This is a genomic window from Eubacterium pyruvativorans (assembly GCF_900102225.1).
GTDB classification, from domain to species: Bacteria; Bacillota; Clostridia; order Peptostreptococcales; family Anaerovoracaceae; genus Aminicella; species Aminicella pyruvativorans.
Genome location: NZ_FNBF01000024.1, coordinates 13,215 through 32,361 on the forward strand (window position 1 = coordinate 13,215; position 19,147 = coordinate 32,361).

At 50.0% G+C, this 19,147-nt stretch carries 20 protein-coding genes; 8 read left to right on the forward strand and 12 right to left on the reverse strand.

Annotation, left to right across the window (positions count from 1 at the left end; all coding sequences use genetic code 11):
- Positions 1-4: 4 nt before the first annotated feature.
- The 4 genes from BLQ24_RS07985 to BLQ24_RS08000 form a co-directional block, all read right to left on the reverse strand.
- On the reverse strand, positions 5-979 hold the full coding sequence (locus tag BLQ24_RS07985; protein ID WP_090164440.1) for an alpha-ketoacid dehydrogenase subunit beta: 975 nt from the start codon (positions 977-979) through the stop codon (positions 5-7).
- Complete coding sequence (locus BLQ24_RS07990) at positions 976-1,962, reverse strand: thiamine pyrophosphate-dependent dehydrogenase E1 component subunit alpha (protein WP_090164441.1); 987 nt, start codon at positions 1,960-1,962, stop codon at positions 976-978. Before BLQ24_RS07990 ends, BLQ24_RS07985 begins: the two co-directional genes overlap by 4 nt.
- A 60-nt stretch (positions 1,963-2,022) precedes the next feature.
- Positions 2,023-2,385, reverse strand: a complete 363-nt coding sequence (locus tag BLQ24_RS07995; protein ID WP_163427529.1) for a Lin0512 family protein — start codon at positions 2,383-2,385, stop codon at positions 2,023-2,025.
- 303 nt (positions 2,386-2,688) lie between these two features.
- Complete coding sequence (locus tag BLQ24_RS08000; RefSeq protein WP_176755889.1) at positions 2,689-4,719, reverse strand: sigma-54-dependent Fis family transcriptional regulator; 2,031 nt, start codon at positions 4,717-4,719, stop codon at positions 2,689-2,691.
- Between the two features lie 384 nt (positions 4,720-5,103).
- Here BLQ24_RS08000 and BLQ24_RS08005 point away from each other — a divergent pair, with 384 nt between their 5' ends.
- From BLQ24_RS08005 to BLQ24_RS08020, 4 genes are all read left to right on the forward strand, one after another.
- The gene (locus BLQ24_RS08005) at positions 5,104-6,213 is read left to right on the forward strand and encodes a glycerol dehydrogenase (protein ID WP_090164444.1); all 1,110 of its coding nucleotides are present in this window, start codon (positions 5,104-5,106) and stop codon (positions 6,211-6,213) included.
- Positions 6,214-6,247: 34 nt separating this feature from the next.
- Positions 6,248-7,630 carry an RNA polymerase factor sigma-54 gene (gene rpoN / locus BLQ24_RS08010; protein ID WP_090164445.1) on the forward strand — a complete coding sequence of 461 codons (1,383 nt, stop codon included), beginning with the start codon at positions 6,248-6,250 and terminating at the stop codon, positions 7,628-7,630.
- Between the two features lie 73 nt (positions 7,631-7,703).
- A complete protein-coding gene (locus tag BLQ24_RS08015) occupies positions 7,704-8,204 on the forward strand; it encodes a PH domain-containing protein (protein ID WP_176755890.1) in 501 nt (166 codons plus the stop codon).
- The gene (locus BLQ24_RS08020; RefSeq protein WP_090164447.1) at positions 8,201-9,661 is read left to right on the forward strand and encodes a PH domain-containing protein; all 1,461 of its coding nucleotides are present in this window, start codon (positions 8,201-8,203) and stop codon (positions 9,659-9,661) included. Before BLQ24_RS08015 ends, BLQ24_RS08020 begins: the two co-directional genes overlap by 4 nt.
- A gap of 31 nt (positions 9,662-9,692) precedes the next feature.
- On the opposite strand, the gene BLQ24_RS08025 is transcribed toward BLQ24_RS08020, so the two are convergent.
- The 4 genes from BLQ24_RS08025 to BLQ24_RS08040 form a co-directional block, all read right to left on the reverse strand.
- The gene (locus BLQ24_RS08025; RefSeq protein WP_090164448.1) at positions 9,693-10,685 is read right to left on the reverse strand and encodes a helix-turn-helix domain-containing protein; all 993 of its coding nucleotides are present in this window, start codon (positions 10,683-10,685) and stop codon (positions 9,693-9,695) included.
- Between the two features lie 208 nt (positions 10,686-10,893).
- Positions 10,894-11,493 carry a DsrE/DsrF/DrsH-like family protein gene (locus BLQ24_RS08030; protein WP_242869619.1) on the reverse strand — a complete coding sequence of 200 codons (600 nt, stop codon included), beginning with the start codon at positions 11,491-11,493 and terminating at the stop codon, positions 10,894-10,896.
- A 70-nt stretch (positions 11,494-11,563) separates the two neighbouring features.
- Entirely contained in the window at positions 11,564-12,154 is a 591-nt protein-coding gene (locus BLQ24_RS08035) for a hypothetical protein (protein ID WP_090164450.1), read from the reverse strand.
- Positions 12,155-12,571: 417 nt separating this feature from the next.
- Positions 12,572-12,799, reverse strand: a complete 228-nt coding sequence (locus tag BLQ24_RS08040; RefSeq protein WP_090164451.1) for a hypothetical protein — start codon at positions 12,797-12,799, stop codon at positions 12,572-12,574.
- A gap of 127 nt (positions 12,800-12,926) precedes the next feature.
- Between BLQ24_RS08040 and BLQ24_RS08045 the strand changes: the two genes are divergently transcribed.
- Genes BLQ24_RS08045 through BLQ24_RS08055 form a run of 3 tightly spaced genes read left to right on the forward strand, consistent with a single transcriptional unit; the run spans position 12,927 to position 14,745 of the window.
- The gene (locus tag BLQ24_RS08045; protein WP_176755891.1) at positions 12,927-13,172 is read left to right on the forward strand and encodes an ATP-binding protein; all 246 of its coding nucleotides are present in this window, start codon (positions 12,927-12,929) and stop codon (positions 13,170-13,172) included.
- Positions 13,169-13,435: a transposase gene (locus BLQ24_RS08050; RefSeq protein WP_242869620.1), complete on the forward strand. Its 267-nt coding sequence runs from the start codon at positions 13,169-13,171 to the stop codon at positions 13,433-13,435. The genes BLQ24_RS08045 and BLQ24_RS08050 overlap by 4 nt, the downstream gene beginning before the upstream one ends.
- 35 nt (positions 13,436-13,470) lie before the next feature.
- A complete protein-coding gene (locus tag BLQ24_RS08055) occupies positions 13,471-14,745 on the forward strand; it encodes an IS256 family transposase (protein ID WP_336433278.1) in 1,275 nt (424 codons plus the stop codon).
- Positions 14,746-14,908: 163 nt separating this feature from the next.
- Here BLQ24_RS08055 and BLQ24_RS08060 read toward each other — a convergent pair whose 3' ends face one another.
- The 4 genes from BLQ24_RS08060 to BLQ24_RS08075 all read right to left on the reverse strand — a co-directional run bounded on the left by BLQ24_RS08060 (position 14,909) and on the right by BLQ24_RS08075 (position 18,655).
- Positions 14,909-15,304: a RidA family protein gene (locus tag BLQ24_RS08060; RefSeq protein ID WP_090164453.1), complete on the reverse strand. Its 396-nt coding sequence runs from the start codon at positions 15,302-15,304 to the stop codon at positions 14,909-14,911.
- On the reverse strand, positions 15,305-16,369 hold the full coding sequence (locus tag BLQ24_RS08065) for an aminopeptidase (protein ID WP_090164454.1): 1,065 nt from the start codon (positions 16,367-16,369) through the stop codon (positions 15,305-15,307). It lies immediately after the preceding gene.
- Positions 16,370-16,397: 28 nt separating this feature from the next.
- Positions 16,398-17,723 carry a cytosine permease gene (locus BLQ24_RS08070; RefSeq protein WP_090164455.1) on the reverse strand — a complete coding sequence of 442 codons (1,326 nt, stop codon included), beginning with the start codon at positions 17,721-17,723 and terminating at the stop codon, positions 16,398-16,400.
- 140 nt (positions 17,724-17,863) lie between these two features.
- Positions 17,864-18,655 carry a carbon-nitrogen hydrolase family protein gene (locus BLQ24_RS08075; protein WP_090164456.1) on the reverse strand — a complete coding sequence of 264 codons (792 nt, stop codon included), beginning with the start codon at positions 18,653-18,655 and terminating at the stop codon, positions 17,864-17,866.
- A 238-nt stretch (positions 18,656-18,893) separates the two neighbouring features.
- On the opposite strand from BLQ24_RS08075, the gene BLQ24_RS08080 reads away from it, so the two are divergent.
- Positions 18,894-19,147 (forward strand): transposase (locus tag BLQ24_RS08080; RefSeq protein ID WP_176755892.1); only part of this gene is annotated, 254 nt, incomplete at its 3' end.

A 19,147-nucleotide genomic window follows, 5' to 3' on the forward strand; every position in this document is an offset into this window, starting at 1 on the left:
CGGATTATGATTCACGCTGCGCTTTGACAGCATTGACAATGTCCACAGTCTGCGGCAGGAACTGATCCTCCAGGATCGGTGTAAACGGAATCGGTGTATTCAGTCCGCATACCCGCCTGCATGGCGTATCCAGGGAATCGAACAATTCCTCTGCAACGAATGCGGAGATTTCACCGGCATAACCGCCTCTCTTGAATTCTTCAGAGGTAATCACCACATTATGGGTCTTGGCAACAGACTGTGCGATGAGATCCTTGTCCAGAGGATAGAGCGTTCTCGGATCCAGCACCTCTGCCGAAATCCCCTCTTTTTCCAATTCTTTCGCAGCATCCAGAGCCTTGAACACCTGATATCCGTAAGCGATGATAGTGACATCCGAACCTTCTTTCTTGATATCACCTTTCCCCAGCGGAATCGGGTCGAACGAACTCACTTCTCCTTTTTGTCCATAAGCCACCTTGTGTTCGAAGAAAACCACCGGGTTATTATCATCAATCGATGCAAGCAGCAGACCCAGCGCATCCTGCGGCGTTGACGGGAATACTACTTTCAGCCCCGGAACATGTGTCAGCCATGCCTCCATGGACTTGCAGTGCTGCGCCGCACCCTGCACGCCCGCACCATTGACCGTCCGGACCACCATCGGCAGTTCAATCTTTCCGCCAAACATATAATGCATGAAGGCGGCGTTATTCACCAGCTGGTCCATCGCAACCGTGATGAAGTCATCCATCATAATCTCAGCGATCGGACGGAGTCCCGTTGCCGCAGAACCGGTGGCTGCACCGATAATTGCGCCCTCGGAAATCGGGGTGTCCCTGACCCGCTCCGGTCCGAACTCATCAAACATTCCTGCAGAAACGCCGAAACATCCTCCGAATTTCCCTACATCTTCACCAAACAGCAGTACATTCGGATCCTCGCGCATTCTGATGCTCATTGCCTCACGAATCGCTTCCATAACGCTCATAGTCTTCATCTTACGCGCACCTCCTCCACGATATCTGTGTAGACATCTTTCGCAACATCCTCCGGCGCAGGATACGGGCTGGCATCTGCGAAAGCCTTCGCCGCTTCGATTTCATCATCAATGTTCTGATCCATCTGATCCATCTCTGCTTCCGTCATGACGTTATTCTCCGAAAGGAACTTGCGATAGCGCTTCGCGGGCTCCTTCTCAAGCCACTCCTCCTGTTCCTTCGGATCCTTGTAAACGGACGGATCTCCTTCGAAGTGACCTCTCCATCTCCAGGTCTTGCACTCAATCAGTGTAGGGCCCTGACCCTTCCTGGCCCGTGCAACAGCCTCATTTGCAGCTTCATAAACTGCCATTACATCATTTCCGTCTACTGCCACGCCCGGGATGCCGTATGCAGCGGCCCGATCTGCAATATCCTTGATTGCCTGATGACGGGACTGGCTCATAGAAATTCCGAAATGATTGTTTTCACATACGAAGATTACCGGCAGTTTCCAGATGGATGCCATATTCAGCGCCTCATGGAAGGTCCCCTGATTAGTGGAACCGTCACCGAAGAAGCACACGCATACCTGATCTGTTCCGCGGTACTTGCAGGAAAGGCCCGCTCCGACTGCGATATCCTGACCTGCGCCGACGATACCGTTCGCCCCCAGGATCCCCAGATCCCTGTCCGCAATATGCATGGAACCGCCCTTGCCCTTGCAATATCCGTCAGACTTTCCGTAAAGCTCTGCCATCATGTATTTCATATCACCGCCCTTGGCGATGATATGGCCATGACCTCTGTGTGTACTCGTAATAAAGTCGTCCTTCCTCAGATTCTCGCAGACGCCTGTCGCAATCGCTTCCTCTCCCAGGTAGAGATGAAGGAATCCGACGATTTTTCCATTGGCGAAATCGTTCTGGGCGTTCAGTTCGAACTTACGAATCCGCATCATCGTTTGATACATATGCTGCATCTGTTCTTTAGAAACGTTCATACTTAACCCTCCTCCTATATCATTTCAGACGATTGAATATCCTCTCTTCGAAAACCGGAATCATTCCTTCCGGATTTCCACCTCCACACAGGCCAATGCCGCTTCAATGCTGTCGTCGGCATCACCGAAGTCAGGCACATACAGCCCCGGCACATGAAGTCCGCCTTCCGTGACACGCACATCCACGGTTCCTACCGGCAGCTGAGCCGCCACCCGGTCGATGTCCACTTCCGCAGGCCGCGGCACTGCACAGGTGACGTGAACATAGACCCCTTCATTGAGATCACTGATTCCCAGAATTTCATCCAGTCCGCAGAGACAACTCCGGGACACGGCGTCCTTCACCGCCTTGCAGGCGGCCTTAGTTACATCCTGTCCATGGAAGTCTGTCCCCATTCCGAACTCGATAATGTAACGCCCCATCTTCATCCCTCCCTTTTTCGGGTCACCTTCCCGTCCGATCGATTCTCACTAAAAAAACAAGCAAATTCCGTGCGAACTTGCCTGTTTTCATAAAAATAATTAAATTTTTTCAATCGTCGCTTCTCGTTTGACTGTAAAATACAACTATTCAGAAATCATAGCACATCAAAATTTCTCTGAGATGTATTTATGAAAATACATCGATCAAGTGATTCCTATACCGTTTTTCTCAATATTCTCACGATAATTCGCATTTCCAATTGAGAATCTCTCAAACCGGTCTCTCCACCATGAAATGTGAGACTACTGAGAAGAGTTCTTTCTGTTTCTCGCCAGATGTTTCGGCGAAACATTGCACCGCCTGCATCTCCGGTAGAACGTTGCCCTGCTCATACTCAGCAGTTCTGCCGCCTTCTCCGCATCGTAGCCGGAACGTTCCAGTGCATCCTCCAGAAGTTTCCGAATCTGATCTGTTTCTGCCCGGTCACGCTCCGAAATAACCGGATCCTCGCCTTCCCGCCCCGGCTCAGTCCCTTCCATGACGGACGGGACTCCGGTAATATAAACGAAGTCATTCCGAACCAGCTTCTTTCCGGAGGCTGCATAGAAGGTTCTTTCGATTCCGTTCTGCAGTTCCCGCACATTCCCCGGCCACTGGTATGCTTCCAGGGCTTCACAGAAACCCGCATCCATTTCTTTCGACTGCTCCGGATAATTCCGGTTGAAATTGTCCAGAAATACCCTCGCATCATATACAATATCCGCCCGGCGGTCTCTGAGCGGCGGGATTACCAGCCGCAGTACATTCAGTCTGTAATACAGGTCTTTTCGGAAATTCCCCCGCTCGGATTCCCTGCGCAAATCCCGGTTCGTAGCAGCGATAATCCTTACGTCCAGCCGGATTTCCCGGCGTCCGCCAATCCTGCGGATACACAGTGTTTCCACCGCACGCAGCAGCTTGGCCTGAAATTCCAGCGGCATTTCTCCTATTTCATCCAGAAACAGCGTTCCATGATTCGCCAGTTCGAATTTCCCTGGGTTCCCTTCTTTCCTGGCACCGGTGAACGCACCTTTCTCATAGCCGAACATTTCACTTTCCAGCAGATCCCGGGGCAGGGAAGCACAGTTGACTGCCACAAACGGTCCTTCTGCCCTTCGGCTCTCGTTATGAATCGACTGGGCGAAAAGCTCCTTCCCGGTTCCGCTCTCGCCTTCGATCAGGACGATACCGTCGTACCGCGCATATCTTCTCGCAAGTGCAATTGTTTTCAGCATCAGCGGATCCACTGCGAGAATATCCTCGAAATGATACTGCGCCACATTCCCCGTATACCGGTTGGCATAGTGAATCATTCTTTCCTGATGACGGATCGTCACCACGTAGTTTCGCATCCGGTCCAGAAACATGGAAATATTCATCCCGCAATGATATTCTTTTCCATCGAAAAGCATTCTGGTATTGTACGTGATGAAATTGTCCCCTTTCGTCTGCTTCGCCACATTATCCCAATCCACATCCGGAGCCAGTGTACGGAAATCAACCCCTTTCAGCTCCTCTGCAAAGACATGGAATGTGGTCTGAAGCGACCGGTTGGCGAACACGATTTCAAACTGTTCGTCCAGAACAACGATACTCTCTGCACTTTCATTCAATGTAGAGTGCAAAAGTTTCGTCGTTCGCTTCTGCTTCAGCATCCCTTCAATACTGAAAGCCGCCGCCACCACCAATCCCAGCGTATGAGGGTTCTTCTTTCTGTAATCATCACAGGACAGATCAATGCATCCCACCAATTCACCGTTCATCCCGTGAATCGGCGCTGCGGAACAGGTCCACCCGTGCTGCACCCTGCAGAAATGCTCTGCACCCATGGTCTGAATCGGTGTATCATAATCCAGCGCAATTCCGATGGCATTACTGCCGACCTGAAGGTCACTCCACAGTGCGCCAACCTTGAAATTCAGGACATCCTGCATCTCATCCGTCAGAGAGTCCCCCATCGTTTCCAGAACGTATCCCACACTGTCCGTCAATACGAAGAAAAAGCCGCTGTCATTGATAATATCGTATACACTTTGCATGATGGGAATGGCGATATCGATCAATTCCCGGTTTTCATTCAGAATACTCCGGAACACATCCTTGTCGATTACCTTTCCCTTCCCCGCATCATGGCTGGTACCCGCCGCCCGGCATTTTTCCCAGGACCTGGCGATGACAGGATTCAGCCCTGGATCAATCTCTCCCGACTCGATATACCGATCCCAGTACCCTTTCTTTCTGAGGAACTCTTCCTCTACTGTCTCTCTGAGACCCCTTCCGTCTTGCTCTGCCATCACGATATTCGCCCCCCTTCTCATGATTTCCGGCTCCCCTTCTGCGAGGAAGCAGAAATCGGCTTCCCTGTCGCATTTTCTCATTCCAAGAACCTTTGTATTTTCAATTATACAATATGACCGGTTTTTCTCAACAGAACATTCATTAATTCTCAAAAATCCGTTTTTTCAATGTCTCGATGCAACCCGAACCGATCAATTCTCAAAATTAGATGAATTCCCTTGACATATCCCGGACCGCGCACTAATATATAAACAACGATTGTATTATTTTCAATACAATCTATCTTCTCACCCGCTTCCGACCGATTCTCAAATGAACGTTTCAATCCGAGCCGTTATCCGGAAACACCAGCCGGATAGAAAGAACAGGAAGTGTGGAAAATGAGAACCAAATTATTCCGTGCCCCGCTGAAATACGTGCAGGGCGAAAACTGTCTTCTGAAATTTCATGATGAAACCTGCGATCTGGGAAGCAAATTCCTGTTTATCTGCTCCCGGAGCGCGCACCGGACCACGAGGCCGCTGATCGAAGAGAGCTTCGAAGGAACAGAAACAACCAGGCATTACGAGGTCTTCGGCGGAAAGAGTTCCGTCGGCGAAATCGAGAAAATGCGGAAAATCGTCCGGGACGAAGGAATTGAAGTCATTGTCGGCGCCGGCGGCGGGTCCGCCATCGACACAGCGAAGGCAACGGCACACTACGAGCACAAACCTGTAGTGATCATCCCGACCGTATGCGCCACAGATGCAGCATGCACCGGTCTCTCCGTCATTTACAATGATGACGGAACGTTCCTTCAGTATCTGTTTTACCCCAAGAATCCGGACTGTGTCATGGTTGACTCCGGAATCATCGCCAACGCACCGGTTCGATTCCTGATATCGGGAATGGGCGATGCCCTGGGGACCTACTTCGAAGCCCGGGTCTGCGAAGCAGTTGATGCGCCGAGTCTGGAAGGAATGGCTCTTCCGGAGGACCGGGGCGGCGTTGCCTCCGCATCCATGGCTCTGTGCGAGCGCTGTTATGACAATCTGCTGGAATACGGGCTTCAGGCGAAGACCGCATGCGAGAATCATTGTGTCACCATCCCATTCGAGAAAATCCTTGAAACGAATACCTACCTCTCAGGTGTCGGCGCAGATAACGGCGGCCTGGCAGTCGCCCATTCCGTCTACAACGGACTGACCATTCTGGACGAACTGACCGCAATGCACGGAGAATGTGTCGCCTTCGGCACAATTACGCAGCTGATCCTCGAGGCAGCACCGCGTGAGGAATTGGAAGAAGTCATGAACTTCTGCCATGAAGTCGGTCTTCCATGCACACTGGCGGAAATGGGGATCTCCGACAAAGACCACCTCATGCAGGCGGCCGAAAAAGCATGTGCGCCGGGAGAAAGTATCCACTTCATGCCGGGTGATGTGACGCCGCAGCAACTCTATGCAGCCATGCTCACAGCTGACGCACTGGGCAATCAGTACTATGACTGATGCCGGAGTTTCCATGGAATGACAGGGGGCAAATATGAGCAGCGGGAAATTGCAGCTGACGCAGGGACAGTCGCAACAATTATCCGGGGAAATGCTTCAGTCCCTCCATGTCCTCCAGATGAACCGGGAGGATCTGTCGGCATACATCCGTGAAGAAGTCGAAAAGAACCCCGTTCTGGAATCTGATTTCATGGCGGCACCCGGAAGAAATGAGAGCCTGGAGGTCTATTCCTCCGGTTCTCATTTTCATAACGACGATGAAACCCATCCTGATCTCTCCCAGTATGTCAGTTCCGAAACTTCTCTGGAAGAGTATCTGACAGAGCAACTGGGAGTCCTGGATCTTACCGATCCCCTCCGCTCTCTCTGCCTTCACATCATCGGTGATCTGGACGAACGGGGGTATCTGTGTGAAACGACGGACGAACTGGCAAAGGAATGCGGAACCGGCGTTCGGGAAATCCAGGCTGCGCTGAAAGTTGTTCAATCACTGGATCCTGCTGGAATCGCTGCCGGAACCTTACAAGAATGTCTGCTCCTCCAGCTGGATGCCCTGGGGGAGAAAACGCCTGAAATGGAACTCCTGGTGAACCGGATGCTGAATGATGCCGCATCAGGAAAGACCGCATCCATTGCGAAGAAATTAGGTGTCAGCCGCAGGGAGGCCGCACAGATGATCCGCCGGCTCCGGAGACTGACCCCCTATCCAGGCGAATCCATAGGGAACCGGGAAATGATCCAGTATATTATCCCCGATCTGATTCTGGAGCGGGATGATCATCAACTCCGTCTTCGCTATAACGAAAATGGTATTCCTTCACTGACTTTCAGCCCGTTCTACCAGGAAATGCTTCACCGGGAAACCGAAAATGCCGAAGTACAGAAATATCTGTCCGGACAATTCCAGTCGGGCCGGGAACTGCTCCGCCAATTGGACCAGCGAAAATCCACCACACTTCGGGTGGCAGCCGCAATTCTCCGCCACCAGGAGAACTTCCTGCGCATCGGACCCGCCGGGCTTGCACCGCTGACCCAATCCGAAATTGCAGACGAGACGGGTCTCAGCCGCTCTACAATTTCCAGGACTGTAAACGGAAAATATCTCCAATGCAGCCAGGGGATTTACGAACTGAAATTTTTCTTCAGCAAGGCCCTGGAATTGAACGTAGATGCGCCCGGCGAAGACCCGGAGATCAGCGCCGTGAGCATTCGCTCCCTCATCCGGAGGATCATCCGGAATGAACCGCCGGATCATCCACTGACTGACCGTCAGATCACCTCTGAACTGAGCCGGAGAGGAATACAGATATCCTGCCGCACTACCACAAAATACCGCATGCAGGAAGGCATCCTTCCTTCTTACCGGAGAAAGAGGGAATGTTCTGGTGATGACTCGCACATAATAACAAAGAAATGACCTTCACCGCACCTTTCTTTTTTCTGTTTCTCGGTATAGAATGAACGAAAAACAGCGAAGCGGAGAGTGTGAGATGAAAGAATACAAGAAGTTAGAGAAGAATGCATTGAAATACATGTATGTGATCAGCGGGATTGGCATTGTGGTTTACGGGGTGATCTTCCTGGGGATTGCGGCGAACCTCTGGTTCGGATGGTTTTTCCCGGGCATCCCCCATCGGCGGATTGTGGCGGGCATTGTACTGGCGCTTTATGCAGTGCTAACTGTGACAAAGCTGGTGTCGCCGAAAATACTATATCATTGGTACAGGTATGCCATTAATGAGGAAGAGATCAATATCCGTTCCGGGGTATTCGTGAAAAAGACTGCGATCGTGCCGATCGAGCGGGTGCAGAAGATCGAGATGAGCCGGGGACCGATCGAGCGGAGATACGGCCTGGCGTCGGTTTCCGTTGTGACGGCAGGCGGCGATGTGGATGTGCAGTATCTGCCGGCAGCGGAGGCGGAGGAGATTGCAGCGTCCCTGAAGCGCAAGGTGAGCCGGATCGCCCGGGGAAGGGAGGTTCAGGCATGAATGAGAACGAGCGGATTGTTTACCGCAGCCATTTCAGCGTTCTGCTTACGAAAGCGACCGGTGTACTGGCCGCACTGGCCGTACTCATCGTAACCAACCTGCGGGATGCGGAACGCATTTTCCGGGAATTGAAGGCGACCGGTGGCATCCCGTCCCGGTACAATCCGGTCCTGATGGGGCTCCTCGTACTGCTCGCATTCCTGGCGGCACTGGCGGTGAGGCGCTGGTGGCGGACGTACATCATCCTGGACGGAACGAACCTGATTGTGCATCGGGCGACCATGATTGACAGACAAAACATGATCGACCTGGCGACCGTATCCAGTGTTAATCTGGAACAGAACCTGCTGCAGATGATACTCGGCGTCTACCGCATCCGCATTGATACGAATTCAGCTTCGACGGCAGAAGATACCGACGTGGATCTGGTTCTGGCCCGGAACAAGGCGGAGGAATTCAAAAAGCTGGTGATGAGCCGGATGGGGACGGAAGATCCGGTGCCGGTCAATCCGCAGGAGCTGTATCATAACGGCATTTCCTTCAGCACGGGAGTGGTGCTTCGCCATGCGCTGTTCTCCACCAGTATCGCCGGCCTTCTGATCGGTGTGGCCGGACTGGCGCTGGGCAGCGGTATGCTGATCGATGATATGCACGGCATCGATACCACCAGCCCCGGGAAGTTTCTGACCAGTCTAGTGGTGCTCCTTGTGGCGGTCTGGTCATTGATCGGCCCTCCTGTCAAAAGCTTTCTGCATCTATATGATTTCCGCTGCATGAGGCACGAGGATTCCCTGCGCCTTGCGTACGGACTGACAAAAAGACAGGATTTTTCGATTCCGGTCAGCAAGATTCATGCCGTAACGGTGAAGCAGGGTTTTCTGGCCCGGATTTTCGGTTACGAAGAACTGCAAATCGCTGTGATCGGGATGGGTGATGATGACGACGAGGTATGCAATCTTTCCCTCTATCTGAAGTGGGACAGAATCGCCCCGCTTATGAACCGGCTGCTGCCGGAGTATGAGCAGCTTTATCAAATGGAATGGGAACGAAAGCGGGGGGTGCTGACAGCAGTCGACACGGTACGTTATGTGCTGATCACATCGGCGGTGGTGGCGATCGCCTGGCTTATGATCCCTTTGTCCTTCCACTGGAAACTGATGATTGCAGCAGGAGTCCCCGCCGCTGCAGCAGTGATTTCTGTGTTCGCAGGCGCAACAGCGGGTCTCGGTCTGGCGGAGAATGGCGTTGTCGTCCGGAAGGGCATCTTCAACGCGGCGCGGACGCTGGTCTATTATGAAAAACTCCAGACAATGCGCTACGACGGCGGGCCGGTCTGGCGTCATTTCGGTGTCAGCGAAGGCGTGCTCACGATGTACGGCGGAACCTTCGGATCCACCCTGTCGGTGGACGCTTTCCCGACTGCGAAATTCGAAGAGATCGCACGCCGCATGTGCTGAGTGAGGTGACGGCCGGTTTCCGCTGAAACGGCTATCTCTTCCTTGCGACCGCCTTCATGATCTCTTTGTATGCAGCGTGAAGAACGCCGGCGATCGGCCATACAATCCATGTGTACTGCCATCCGTTGTTGATGAAGCTCCATCCCAGATAGACCGCCAGAGCAATTGCCCAGTATATGCCGTCGTACCGGCCGGCTTTCTTGCTGAGCCTTGTGTAGTCCCCCTCTTCAAGGAGTTTGTCGAATCCGCCCTGTCTGATACAGGTGAGCACGATCATCTTCACACCAATCGCATCGGTGACCAGGAGCGCTGCAACCCCCACGACCGGCAGGACGTCCGTATTGTTCGAATATCCGGCCAGCTCCATGATGACCAGCGGGATCGCAGAGATCACACAAAGCATGATACCGATGATCAGCAGCCGGCTGTGGGTCTCCACATAGTCACTGCAGCGCTCCCTGACCATACCGCTGACGCCGTATTCGGTATCGATGTTTGTATTCTCGAGGTACTCGAACGGCTTGCCGCTCATCATGGTTTTCAGGAAAAGCCCCACCGCAGCTGCAACCATGATGAGCAGAACCACAAGTCCTCCGATGCCTGCGAACGTTTCATCCATCGGGATCTTCTCTGCCCCGGCCAGTCCGGTCATGACAATCATGATCACAGGAGAGAGGATGCAGAGCATCACCCCTGTCGATACCCGGGAGGCAGCCTTTTCATTATGAACGAGAAACGCATTCGCCTCCTCCATACTTACGCTTCTTACCAGGTCCTCACCGAGGCCGCTGTCCACAGGCACCGCCTCCGGCGGGGTCACAGTCTCGATCTCATCCCGGAGAAGATAGTCTGTGCTCACCCCGAACAGATCGGACATCTGGACGATCTTTTTCATGTCAGGCACAGCCTGGGCACCTTCCCATTTTGACACCGACTGTCTCGATACACCCAGTTTCCCTGCCAGCTCTTCCTGGGACCAGCCGTTTTTCTTTCTGTTTTCGATGATCTTATCTGCGATGATCATTTTCTTCCTCCATGGTTCATTGCGGTTTTACACGCTGACTGATTTCTCTTTCTGCACCAATGGTACGATCGAAAGGCGGTTGCGCGCCACCAACCAGGCTTTTCAATCTGTCAACCGGCGGTTGCTTTCATGGCTTTTCAACAGAAAACAATGTTTACATAAGTATAATATCTGACAGGAACTTCGTCCACCAGCGGGTTTTTTCACCCTATCCTTGTTTTTCGTGCACAATGAGATGGTTCAGGGAATTTACGTTTTTTTCCGCCATGATTTTCTTCATCATCCGGCCGCCCATGCCGCCCATGTTCATTCTGGAGAGGCTCAGCTCATCCACGCCCCGCGGGAGCATGGCGCCGAACATCTTCTCCATGCCGGATTTCTTCACATTTTTCTCCGGTCTGAGCAGTGCGGTGAGTCCCCAGAAGGTGAAGAACATGGTAACCTTCTTGCCCATGGCTGCAGCACCATTGGCGATGATGAAGGCGGCCATCACCTTGTCGAAGTCACCGGAGAAGACGATAATGGTCTGGCCGTCTTTTTCGGCCGGCGAAGCGGCAGCTGCCGATGCAGGAGCAGATACTATCCCGGCGCTTGTCCCGTCCGTTTCTTCTGCGAGCCCCTTCCGGATCACTGCATAGTATTCCCCGTCGTTTTCTCCGCTGGAGGTCACGGCATTCCCCGTCTTTTTTGCCCACGCCCGGATGTCTCTGACAAAACCGGGATCGGAGGCGGTCACCGCCAGTTTTTTGCCATCCGCCATAGTCTTCATCATGTCGTTGACCTTCATGAGCAGTCCCGGGCACTGCATGCCTCGGGAATCTTCTGCATTCCGTCCCGTGGCGGCCATAATTCTTTCAGTTTGATTGACATTCCTTTCCTCATACTTTCTGATAACTCCGGGCCATTTTCTCAAACGTCATTTGCTGCGGCTTGTTTCCTAGCATAATCTGCCGTAAATCATCGATACTTCCTCCCCAGATCGCCAGTCCGAAAACAATAACCGCTTCCTTCTTACGACGGTAATACGAGCTTCTTTCAAGATTCAACTCTTCCATCATCTCCGCTTCGGTGTACTGGAATTTGCCCAGATAATACATGGACAGAATATGAGCATACAGTTCACCGTTCAGTGGGAACTCTCTGACTTTGATGATTGCAGAATCTACAATCTCAACCATCCATTTGACACTGAACAGCGCCCGTATCTTTGCGGCAAATTTCTCTTTCTGCTCATCTGGCGCGAAATTTTCCAGATACAGCAGGGCAGTATCAAGGTCACTGCTGGCGTATCCGTATTCAAAGGCAAGGTCTTCCCTGACTAGATTCGCATATTCACTTGTCTCCCAGCAGACATCACGGTAGATTTCCAACAGCTTCTTCGCTCTGTCATAAACTTCAGTTTCACTGATTTCCCGGCTCGAACATATTGTTGCTATTCTCTGTCTGGAGCCGTTTCTGTTGTTACCCATCTCGTCTCCCTTCAATTCGTTCTTTCACACTCTGTGTGCCAGTGGAACTTCTGATCCCGGCGTGTGCATCCCCGGCCGGTGCTTCAGGGATAGGGAAACGAATCGCTGAAGAACTCCGGCACTCCGATAATGTACTAAGTCTGCAGCACTTCTGATTTTATAACAAAGAAAGTGCTGCCTTCACCAGCAACAAAGCTTACACTGATCACGGCATTCTGCCGGATCTCTTGGGGGTAATTGTTCTGCGTCAGCTGATATCAATATTATATGGCCGGTCCGGCAAAAAGTAAACATATGTTCGTTTATAAAAAGAACATCGGTCGATTTATAGACCGATGTTGTCTGTGAACTTCCTGAATTTTTAACTCTCACATGGTTTCTCCCTGGCGGATCTGCCTCCGCCGGGGATAGTTATTGTCATTCTCCGTCTGGGTCAGCTGTCAGAAACTCCATGATTTCCTCATAGGATCTGCCACTCTTCTCGAAAGCCTCCATCAGTTCCTTCTTCCGCATCTGTTCCCTTTTCTGCATCAGCTTGTCCGGTTCGTCCAACGCGGTATCGTATCTGTCCTTGGCGCGGGAGACAACGGCCTTCTGCTTCTCGATCTTTTCGTCTATCGTAAGTCTTGTTCTTCTGCCTGCCATATCACGCCTCCTGTTCGATCCGGTTCAGATCTTCATTGATCCCGCCTGCCTGTTTCTGTATGTCCGCTGCAGTCATCCCGAAGGCTTTCAGGATCTCTTTCTGTGTCTTCGTGACAGCATGCGCCAGATGATAATTCTGAAAAGACTTCTGACGGTCGAGGCGGCCGGTAAACAGGCCAGACGAACGGAAAAGCTGCGGTCTGCCGCCGGTTTCGAGTCCGAAAAGCCGTTGGAAAACATCGATTACGGATTCAACCACAGTCTGGACCGGGACAAGATAGAAGAACTCGGAAGGCTTGATTTCCTGGAGGCGAAAGAGATAGATACATACATCGCAAGATGTAAATCTATTATGAGGAGGTCACCCTTATGACCAAGTATCGAGAAATCCTCAGGCTTACCGCCTTAGGGTTGTCACAGCGAAACATCATTCAAAGCATAGGCGTTTCACAAAAAACTATTGTCAAGGTTCAAAAACGAGCACGGGAAATGCATTTATCCTGGCCATTGAATGAAACCCTGACAGATGCAGCCATTGAGAAATTAATGTTTCCGAGACTATGGAAGAAAGTCTGTAATAATATGATGATAAGGCCTTTCATGATACAATCATTCATGGAGGGCCTTTTACTATGACCAGAAAGCCAAGAAAACCAGTACACCATGTCGAAATGACAGAAGGGAAATGCGCCATCATTCGTGGACTGCTCGAAGAATACGATATCGAGAGTGCACAGGATATTCAGGATGCATTGAAGGATCTTCTCGGCGGCACTATCAAAGAGATGATGGAAGCCGAGATGGATGAGCATATCGGCTACGAAAAATCAGAACGGCCGGAAGTGCATGATCCTGACCGGAATTATCGCAACGGCTACAAAAGCAAACGGGTCAATTCCAGCTATGGAAGTATGGAGATCGATGTACCGCAGGACCGCAATTCCTCATTCGAGCCGAAGGTGGTAAAGAAACGCCAGAAAGATATCTCGGATATCGACCGTAAGATCATATCGATGTATGCGAAGGGAATGACAACGAAACAGATCTCGGAAACGATAGAGGATATCTACGGATTCGAAGCGTCTGAAGGCTTCATCTCGGACGTGACAGACAAGATCCTGCCGCAGATCGAAGACTGGCAGAACCGTCCCTTATCATCACTCTATCCGATCGTGTTCATTGATGCCTTCCATTTTTCCGTCAGGGAAGACGGAGTCGTCAGCAAACTGGCTGCATATATCGTCCTGGGGATCAATGCGGACGGCAGAAAAGAAGTGCTTACGATCGAAGTCGGGGAGAAGGAAAGCAGCAAGTACTGGCTGTCTGTTCTGAATTCATTGAAAAACAGGGGTGTCCAGGATATTCTGATCCTCTGCTCGGATGGATTGTCCGGAATAAAAGAAGCGATCCAGGCAGCGTTTCCGAAAACAGAGCATCAGCGCTGCATCGTACACATGGTCCGCAACACCTTGAAGTATGTGGCGAACAAAGATATGAAAGCATTTGCGAAAGATCTGAAAACGATCTATACCGCGCCGAATGAGAAGACCGCTCTGGTCCAGCTGGAAAAGGTCACCGGCAAGTGGAACGCTCAATATCCGTATGCCATGAAACGCTGGAGTGACAACTGGGACGCCATATCTCCTATCTTCAAGTTTTCCAAAGACGTCAGGACGGCTTTCTATACGACCAATTCCATAGAATCCCTGAATTCCACGCTGCGGCGGCTGAACCGTCAAAGGAGCGTATTCCCGGGTTCTCAGGCCCGTCTGAAGGCGCTGTACCTGGCGACCTTCGAAGCCACACGAAAATGGACGATGCCGATCCGGAACTGGGGTAAAGTCCGTGGGGAACTGGCGATCATGTACCCGGACCGCCTGCCGGACTATCAGCATTTTCCAGATACATATGCAGAGATCTGTTCAGATCCTCTGGGCATCTCTTGACATGCCATCAGGATTCTGTTAGACAATATTTAAGAGCTGGCCAGAAAAAACTGACCAGCCCACTCACATTTCTCATGAAAGACCTGTAATTACAGAGAAATTTTCATACGCCCCGGCCAGGAGGAGATTCGTTTCTTCACTTCTGGCCGATTCAACACCATGCTCAAGTTATTGGTTTTATTATCGCTGCAATAGCATCTATTTCGATCAATGCACCATGGTGGAGTTCTCTGGTTGGAACGATCGTTCTTGCGGGTCTGCTTTTTCCAAATGATTTTGCATATTGTTCATTTGCTCTGCTCCAATAGGAAACATCGGGGATATAAACGGTCGTTTTTAAGACGTGTGACATGTCGCTTCCAGCAGCCTTCAAGATCGCTTCCAGGTTATTCAAAGCTTGGGATGCCTGTCCCTCGAAATCTAAGGCCAGGATCTTTCCGGCCCGGGGATCTATCGGCAGCTGGCCCGATATGTAAGCTATTCCATCATATATGATAACTTGGCTATAATGGCCTGCTGGTTGCGGTGCAGCTTTTGTATATACATATCTTGGTTCCATTTAATATCCCCGGATATTCATTTCTCTGCAAATTGTTACGATGTCTGGATCAACATATTTTCCGTCTTCTTCAAGAACTTTTCCGTCAAGAATAATGGTCGGTTTTCCAAGAACGCCATCGGTATGAGAAGCAGCTTTCCAATAACTTCCCATGATCATTTTTCCTTGACTGCCGATGCCGAACTCCATGCATCCGAAGATTCGTTCGTCTTCGACGATCCTACCGGTCGCTTTCGTAGACCCCGGATTAAATCCCATTGAGTAATGGGCCAAGCGGTACATATTTGGATCATCGAAAGAGGCGAACCATTCTCTATAGATATCAGCCTCTTTTCCCCCTTCAATGGAAACGACAATACCATCTTTCAGAGTGAGTTTAACTGGTTCGTTCAGGATCCCTATATTTGTTGGCGGAAAGATCGCCTCATCGAATACCAGCGTACCATTGATCGTCTCTTCTATTGGGCACCATGAGATTTGACCGCACATCATATACGGATATCCGTTATGTGTTGCAAGCTGGCCAGAGTGTCTGACTTTCCTGCCATGGTTATAGGCTGTAAGTTCTGTTCCACTCTTACTAGTGATCTCGATCTTATCGGATGCTTCCATTTTTGCTTTTAGCGTTTCACCAAGCTTAACTACATTGTTAACATCCACTTTCCCGACCAGATTGCAAAGCATCGTTGTATCCATGCCGGTCAGATTGATATAACGGCATCCATAATCGATCGCTTTTTGCCATGATTTACAAAGCATAATCGAGGAATAGGATAATTCGACCCATACATCTGCAACAGAGATAGCATTTCCAAGCGGGGCAGGGGGCTCTGCGTAAGACTTGTCCGAAGTCGCGCAGTATACAAGGATCGGCGTAGCACCAAGCGTATAGGCGGCTGTCATAAGGGCATTGGTAACCCGACTATCTGTAGACGTATCAGCTGTGACCACAACATTTTCGCCGGGCTTCACCAGCATCATCTGTGCCAGGAGTTTGTTTGCAGCCCTTCCCAGTTCGTATGCCAGATAATCCGGCATCATTTCTACTCCAATAGGATATTCCATTTTGACCCTCTCTTCCTTTTTTGTATTGTTATCGATTATCGGATGTTTCTATTGCGAACATCCCACTAGTGAACTTATCTGGAGCAACCTTTGCCTTTATGCGCATGGCGATGTAGTATACCAATGCGGTAATGATAACTGCCTGGAGCGGAGCGATTCCCAACGGCTTCACATAAGTTGTAATATATCCTACTGCAACGCCGCAGATAATGGCGATAGTTGCCATATAGTTCCACCCAACATTGTCGTTCCACTTTTTCACTTTCCTTGCGTAGAAATCGACGAACATAACGCCGGCAAGCCCCGGATAAAGAAGACCTGCAAGACTAAGAAGGTCCGTGAAGTGATCAAGGATACCCATGATAGATAAAGTGATAGAAAGTAGTGTCCCGACCAAAGTGACGATTTTCCGACCTCTGGAAGATGTGATATTGCAGATATTTGCAAAACTGAGTCCCATCGTGTAGTTGTTAACGAGCTGGCTGGTCCAGGCTGCAAGCCATAATACGATGAATCCCCATACAGGGAATCCGAGATTCTGCATGACGGCTACGATATCTGCAGTACCTTTACCTACTGCCATCATCCCCCCGATGATAACGAGAGGAATACCGCAGGCAATGATGCCCCAGGGGATCAGGATGTTGTCCAGGACCTTTGGCTTCGCGAATCTCGTATAGTCGGCACAGATCACCCATTGTGAAACATTCAAGCCTATAACTGCTGCAACGCCTGTAGCGAATGTCATACTACCATCTCCTGTCGAATTCAGTATTCCGCTGAGTCCAACATTCTTTAACGCCAGATAGACGCCAACGAAACATAATAACAGTCCTCCTGGAACTGCAATATAGTCGACGATTTTAATAGATGTAATTCCCATAATAGACGGGATTGCGAATAATATGCCTACAACGATCGTTGCGATCGCCCATGCGAAACGGTTGTGCGTGTAATCGATTCCTATGATCGCGCACAAGGCGTTTCCGGTAACGGAAGTCTGGATCGCCCACCATCCCATGCTGACGACACCAACGACCAGGGCGATGATAAAACGAGCCTGTTTATCGCCAAACGACTGTCTTGCAATTACCGAAGAGGACAAACCATATTTCGCTCCCATATAACCATTCAACGAATTACCGATCCAAGTCATCACCAGGAAGGTAAATAAAACAACGGGTATCATCCCTTTGAAGCCAAATGCACCGATCAGGGTAGCACCAACCATAAGAACGGGGGTACAGAATTCATTTCCTGCCATGATCATAGCAGGAGTGATCCAGTGTTGACGAGCATCTTCTGGTACTGGCGTCATTGCTGCATCTTCAACTTTATTTGTATTGTCTTCCATAACGCTTCTCCTTCCTGAAAAGTATTAGGCGGCAGTTTATCTGCCTTGGGGAAATATTGAATAGAAGTCGACATCTATATAAACAAAATCAGATATAATATAATTAATCGCTTTACGATTGGCGGTTGATGTGTTTCTGTTTAATTAAGGGAATCATTTTTGTGAGATAATTTGCGATAGAGATCATCTTGTCGCATCATCTGCCAAGGGATCATTTCACGAATGTTCCGGATCTCATCTTTATTCAGAGTAACTTTTGCATATGTTTCCTCAGTTACATTCAGAAACAGACGAGCAGTTCCGTCTGGATTGGAAACTGTTGTATATCCACAGTATTCCTGGTCCCCATCACCCCGGTTAAGAACGATAGTATACACCTGGTTTTCTGCAGCTCGTATCCTCCCACAATTCGTGAACAGTTCGTCGAATCCTTTTCCTCTTGCCCATGCACTTGGGTAGATCACCAGATCACAGCCACTATCGACCAATATCCGTGTGACCTCAGGGAATCCGAGATCGGCACATACAAGAATTCCGATATTCCAGCCTTTGAAAGGAATAATACATAGATCGGAACCGGCAGAAAAGAATCTGCGCTCAGTAGCGTATAGGTGTATTTTTCGATATGTTCCAAGAAGAGTTCCGTTTTTGTCCCACATACGTACGGCATCGTATCGCTTGTCTCCTTCACGTAGGTAGATACCTGCTAGGATCGAAACAGAGTATTCTTTCGCAAGGCCAGCCATAAATTCGCTTTCATCCAAGCTATTATCAGCCTGATCGAAGTCATAACCGCTGAGACATAGTTCTGGAAAGCATAATAAATCGATTTCATCTCTGGAATATTTTGTAACAAGATCACGAATGTGCTTTTTATTCTCTTGCACATTACCTTCAATAATTGATAATTGTATTAATCCTACCCGAAGCATGTGTTACCTCCTGAGTTGTAGTCATAATGTTACGATAGATTTAATGTATTAACAGTATATTTTGTCTATTCGTGCTCGTAAAATTATGTATAATTATCAGCTCATTACAAATAATTATATAATTCTTCAAAGAAGATAGAGTACAATATTGTTCGCAAAAGTGAATAGTAGAAAAGCCATTGAGGCTCGTGTAAAATGATTAGCGACCAAACTTCTCATTCACAAAGGAGAACTCTCAATGGCTCACAATCAGATTAACACAAATCTCACGAATTTACTATTCAGCTTTATGAATCAGCCGGATCCCATGCTCAGCATGCTGGAGTGGCTCTGCAACCAGATGATGGAGGCAGAGGTCACCACGCAGCTGAATGCTGAGAAAAGCGAACGGACGGACGACCGCTCGGGCTACCGCTGTGGCTATCGTCCCCGTAAGCTGAATACCCGGCTTGGGACGGTTTATCTGCTGGTGCCGAAGGTCCGCAAAGGAGG

Excerpts from the sequence above, each read along its gene's own strand:
- BLQ24_RS07985 (WP_090164440.1), bottom strand. The coding sequence starts at position 979 with ATGAAGACTATGAGCGTTATGGAAGCGATTCGTGAGGCAATGAGCATC.
- BLQ24_RS07990 (WP_090164441.1), bottom strand. The coding sequence starts at position 1,962 with ATGAACGTTTCTAAAGAACAGATGCAGCATATGTATCAAACGATGATG.
- BLQ24_RS07995 (WP_163427529.1), bottom strand. The coding sequence starts at position 2,385 with ATGGGGCGTTACATTATCGAGTTCGGAATGGGGACAGACTTCCATGGA.
- BLQ24_RS08000 (WP_176755889.1), bottom strand. The coding sequence starts at position 4,719 with ATGGCAGAGCAAGACGGAAGGGGTCTCAGAGAGACAGTAGAGGAAGAG.
- BLQ24_RS08005 (WP_090164444.1), top strand. The coding sequence starts at position 5,104 with ATGAGAACCAAATTATTCCGTGCCCCGCTGAAATACGTGCAGGGCGAA.
- rpoN (WP_090164445.1), top strand. The coding sequence starts at position 6,248 with ATGAGCAGCGGGAAATTGCAGCTGACGCAGGGACAGTCGCAACAATTA.
- BLQ24_RS08015 (WP_176755890.1), top strand. The coding sequence starts at position 7,704 with ATGAAAGAATACAAGAAGTTAGAGAAGAATGCATTGAAATACATGTAT.
- BLQ24_RS08020 (WP_090164447.1), top strand. The coding sequence starts at position 8,201 with ATGAATGAGAACGAGCGGATTGTTTACCGCAGCCATTTCAGCGTTCTG.
- BLQ24_RS08025 (WP_090164448.1), bottom strand. The coding sequence starts at position 10,685 with ATGATCATCGCAGATAAGATCATCGAAAACAGAAAGAAAAACGGCTGG.
- BLQ24_RS08030 (WP_242869619.1), bottom strand. The coding sequence starts at position 11,493 with ATGCAGTGCCCGGGACTGCTCATGAAGGTCAACGACATGATGAAGACT.
- BLQ24_RS08035 (WP_090164450.1), bottom strand. The coding sequence starts at position 12,154 with ATGGGTAACAACAGAAACGGCTCCAGACAGAGAATAGCAACAATATGT.
- BLQ24_RS08040 (WP_090164451.1), bottom strand. The coding sequence starts at position 12,799 with ATGGCAGGCAGAAGAACAAGACTTACGATAGACGAAAAGATCGAGAAG.
- BLQ24_RS08045 (WP_176755891.1), top strand. The coding sequence starts at position 12,927 with ATGATAATTCTGAAAAGACTTCTGACGGTCGAGGCGGCCGGTAAACAG.
- BLQ24_RS08050 (WP_242869620.1), top strand. The coding sequence starts at position 13,169 with ATGACCAAGTATCGAGAAATCCTCAGGCTTACCGCCTTAGGGTTGTCA.
- BLQ24_RS08055 (WP_336433278.1), top strand. The coding sequence starts at position 13,471 with ATGACAGAAGGGAAATGCGCCATCATTCGTGGACTGCTCGAAGAATAC.
- BLQ24_RS08060 (WP_090164453.1), bottom strand. The coding sequence starts at position 15,304 with ATGGAACCAAGATATGTATATACAAAAGCTGCACCGCAACCAGCAGGC.
- BLQ24_RS08065 (WP_090164454.1), bottom strand. The coding sequence starts at position 16,369 with ATGGAATATCCTATTGGAGTAGAAATGATGCCGGATTATCTGGCATAC.
- BLQ24_RS08070 (WP_090164455.1), bottom strand. The coding sequence starts at position 17,723 with ATGGAAGACAATACAAATAAAGTTGAAGATGCAGCAATGACGCCAGTA.
- BLQ24_RS08075 (WP_090164456.1), bottom strand. The coding sequence starts at position 18,655 with ATGCTTCGGGTAGGATTAATACAATTATCAATTATTGAAGGTAATGTG.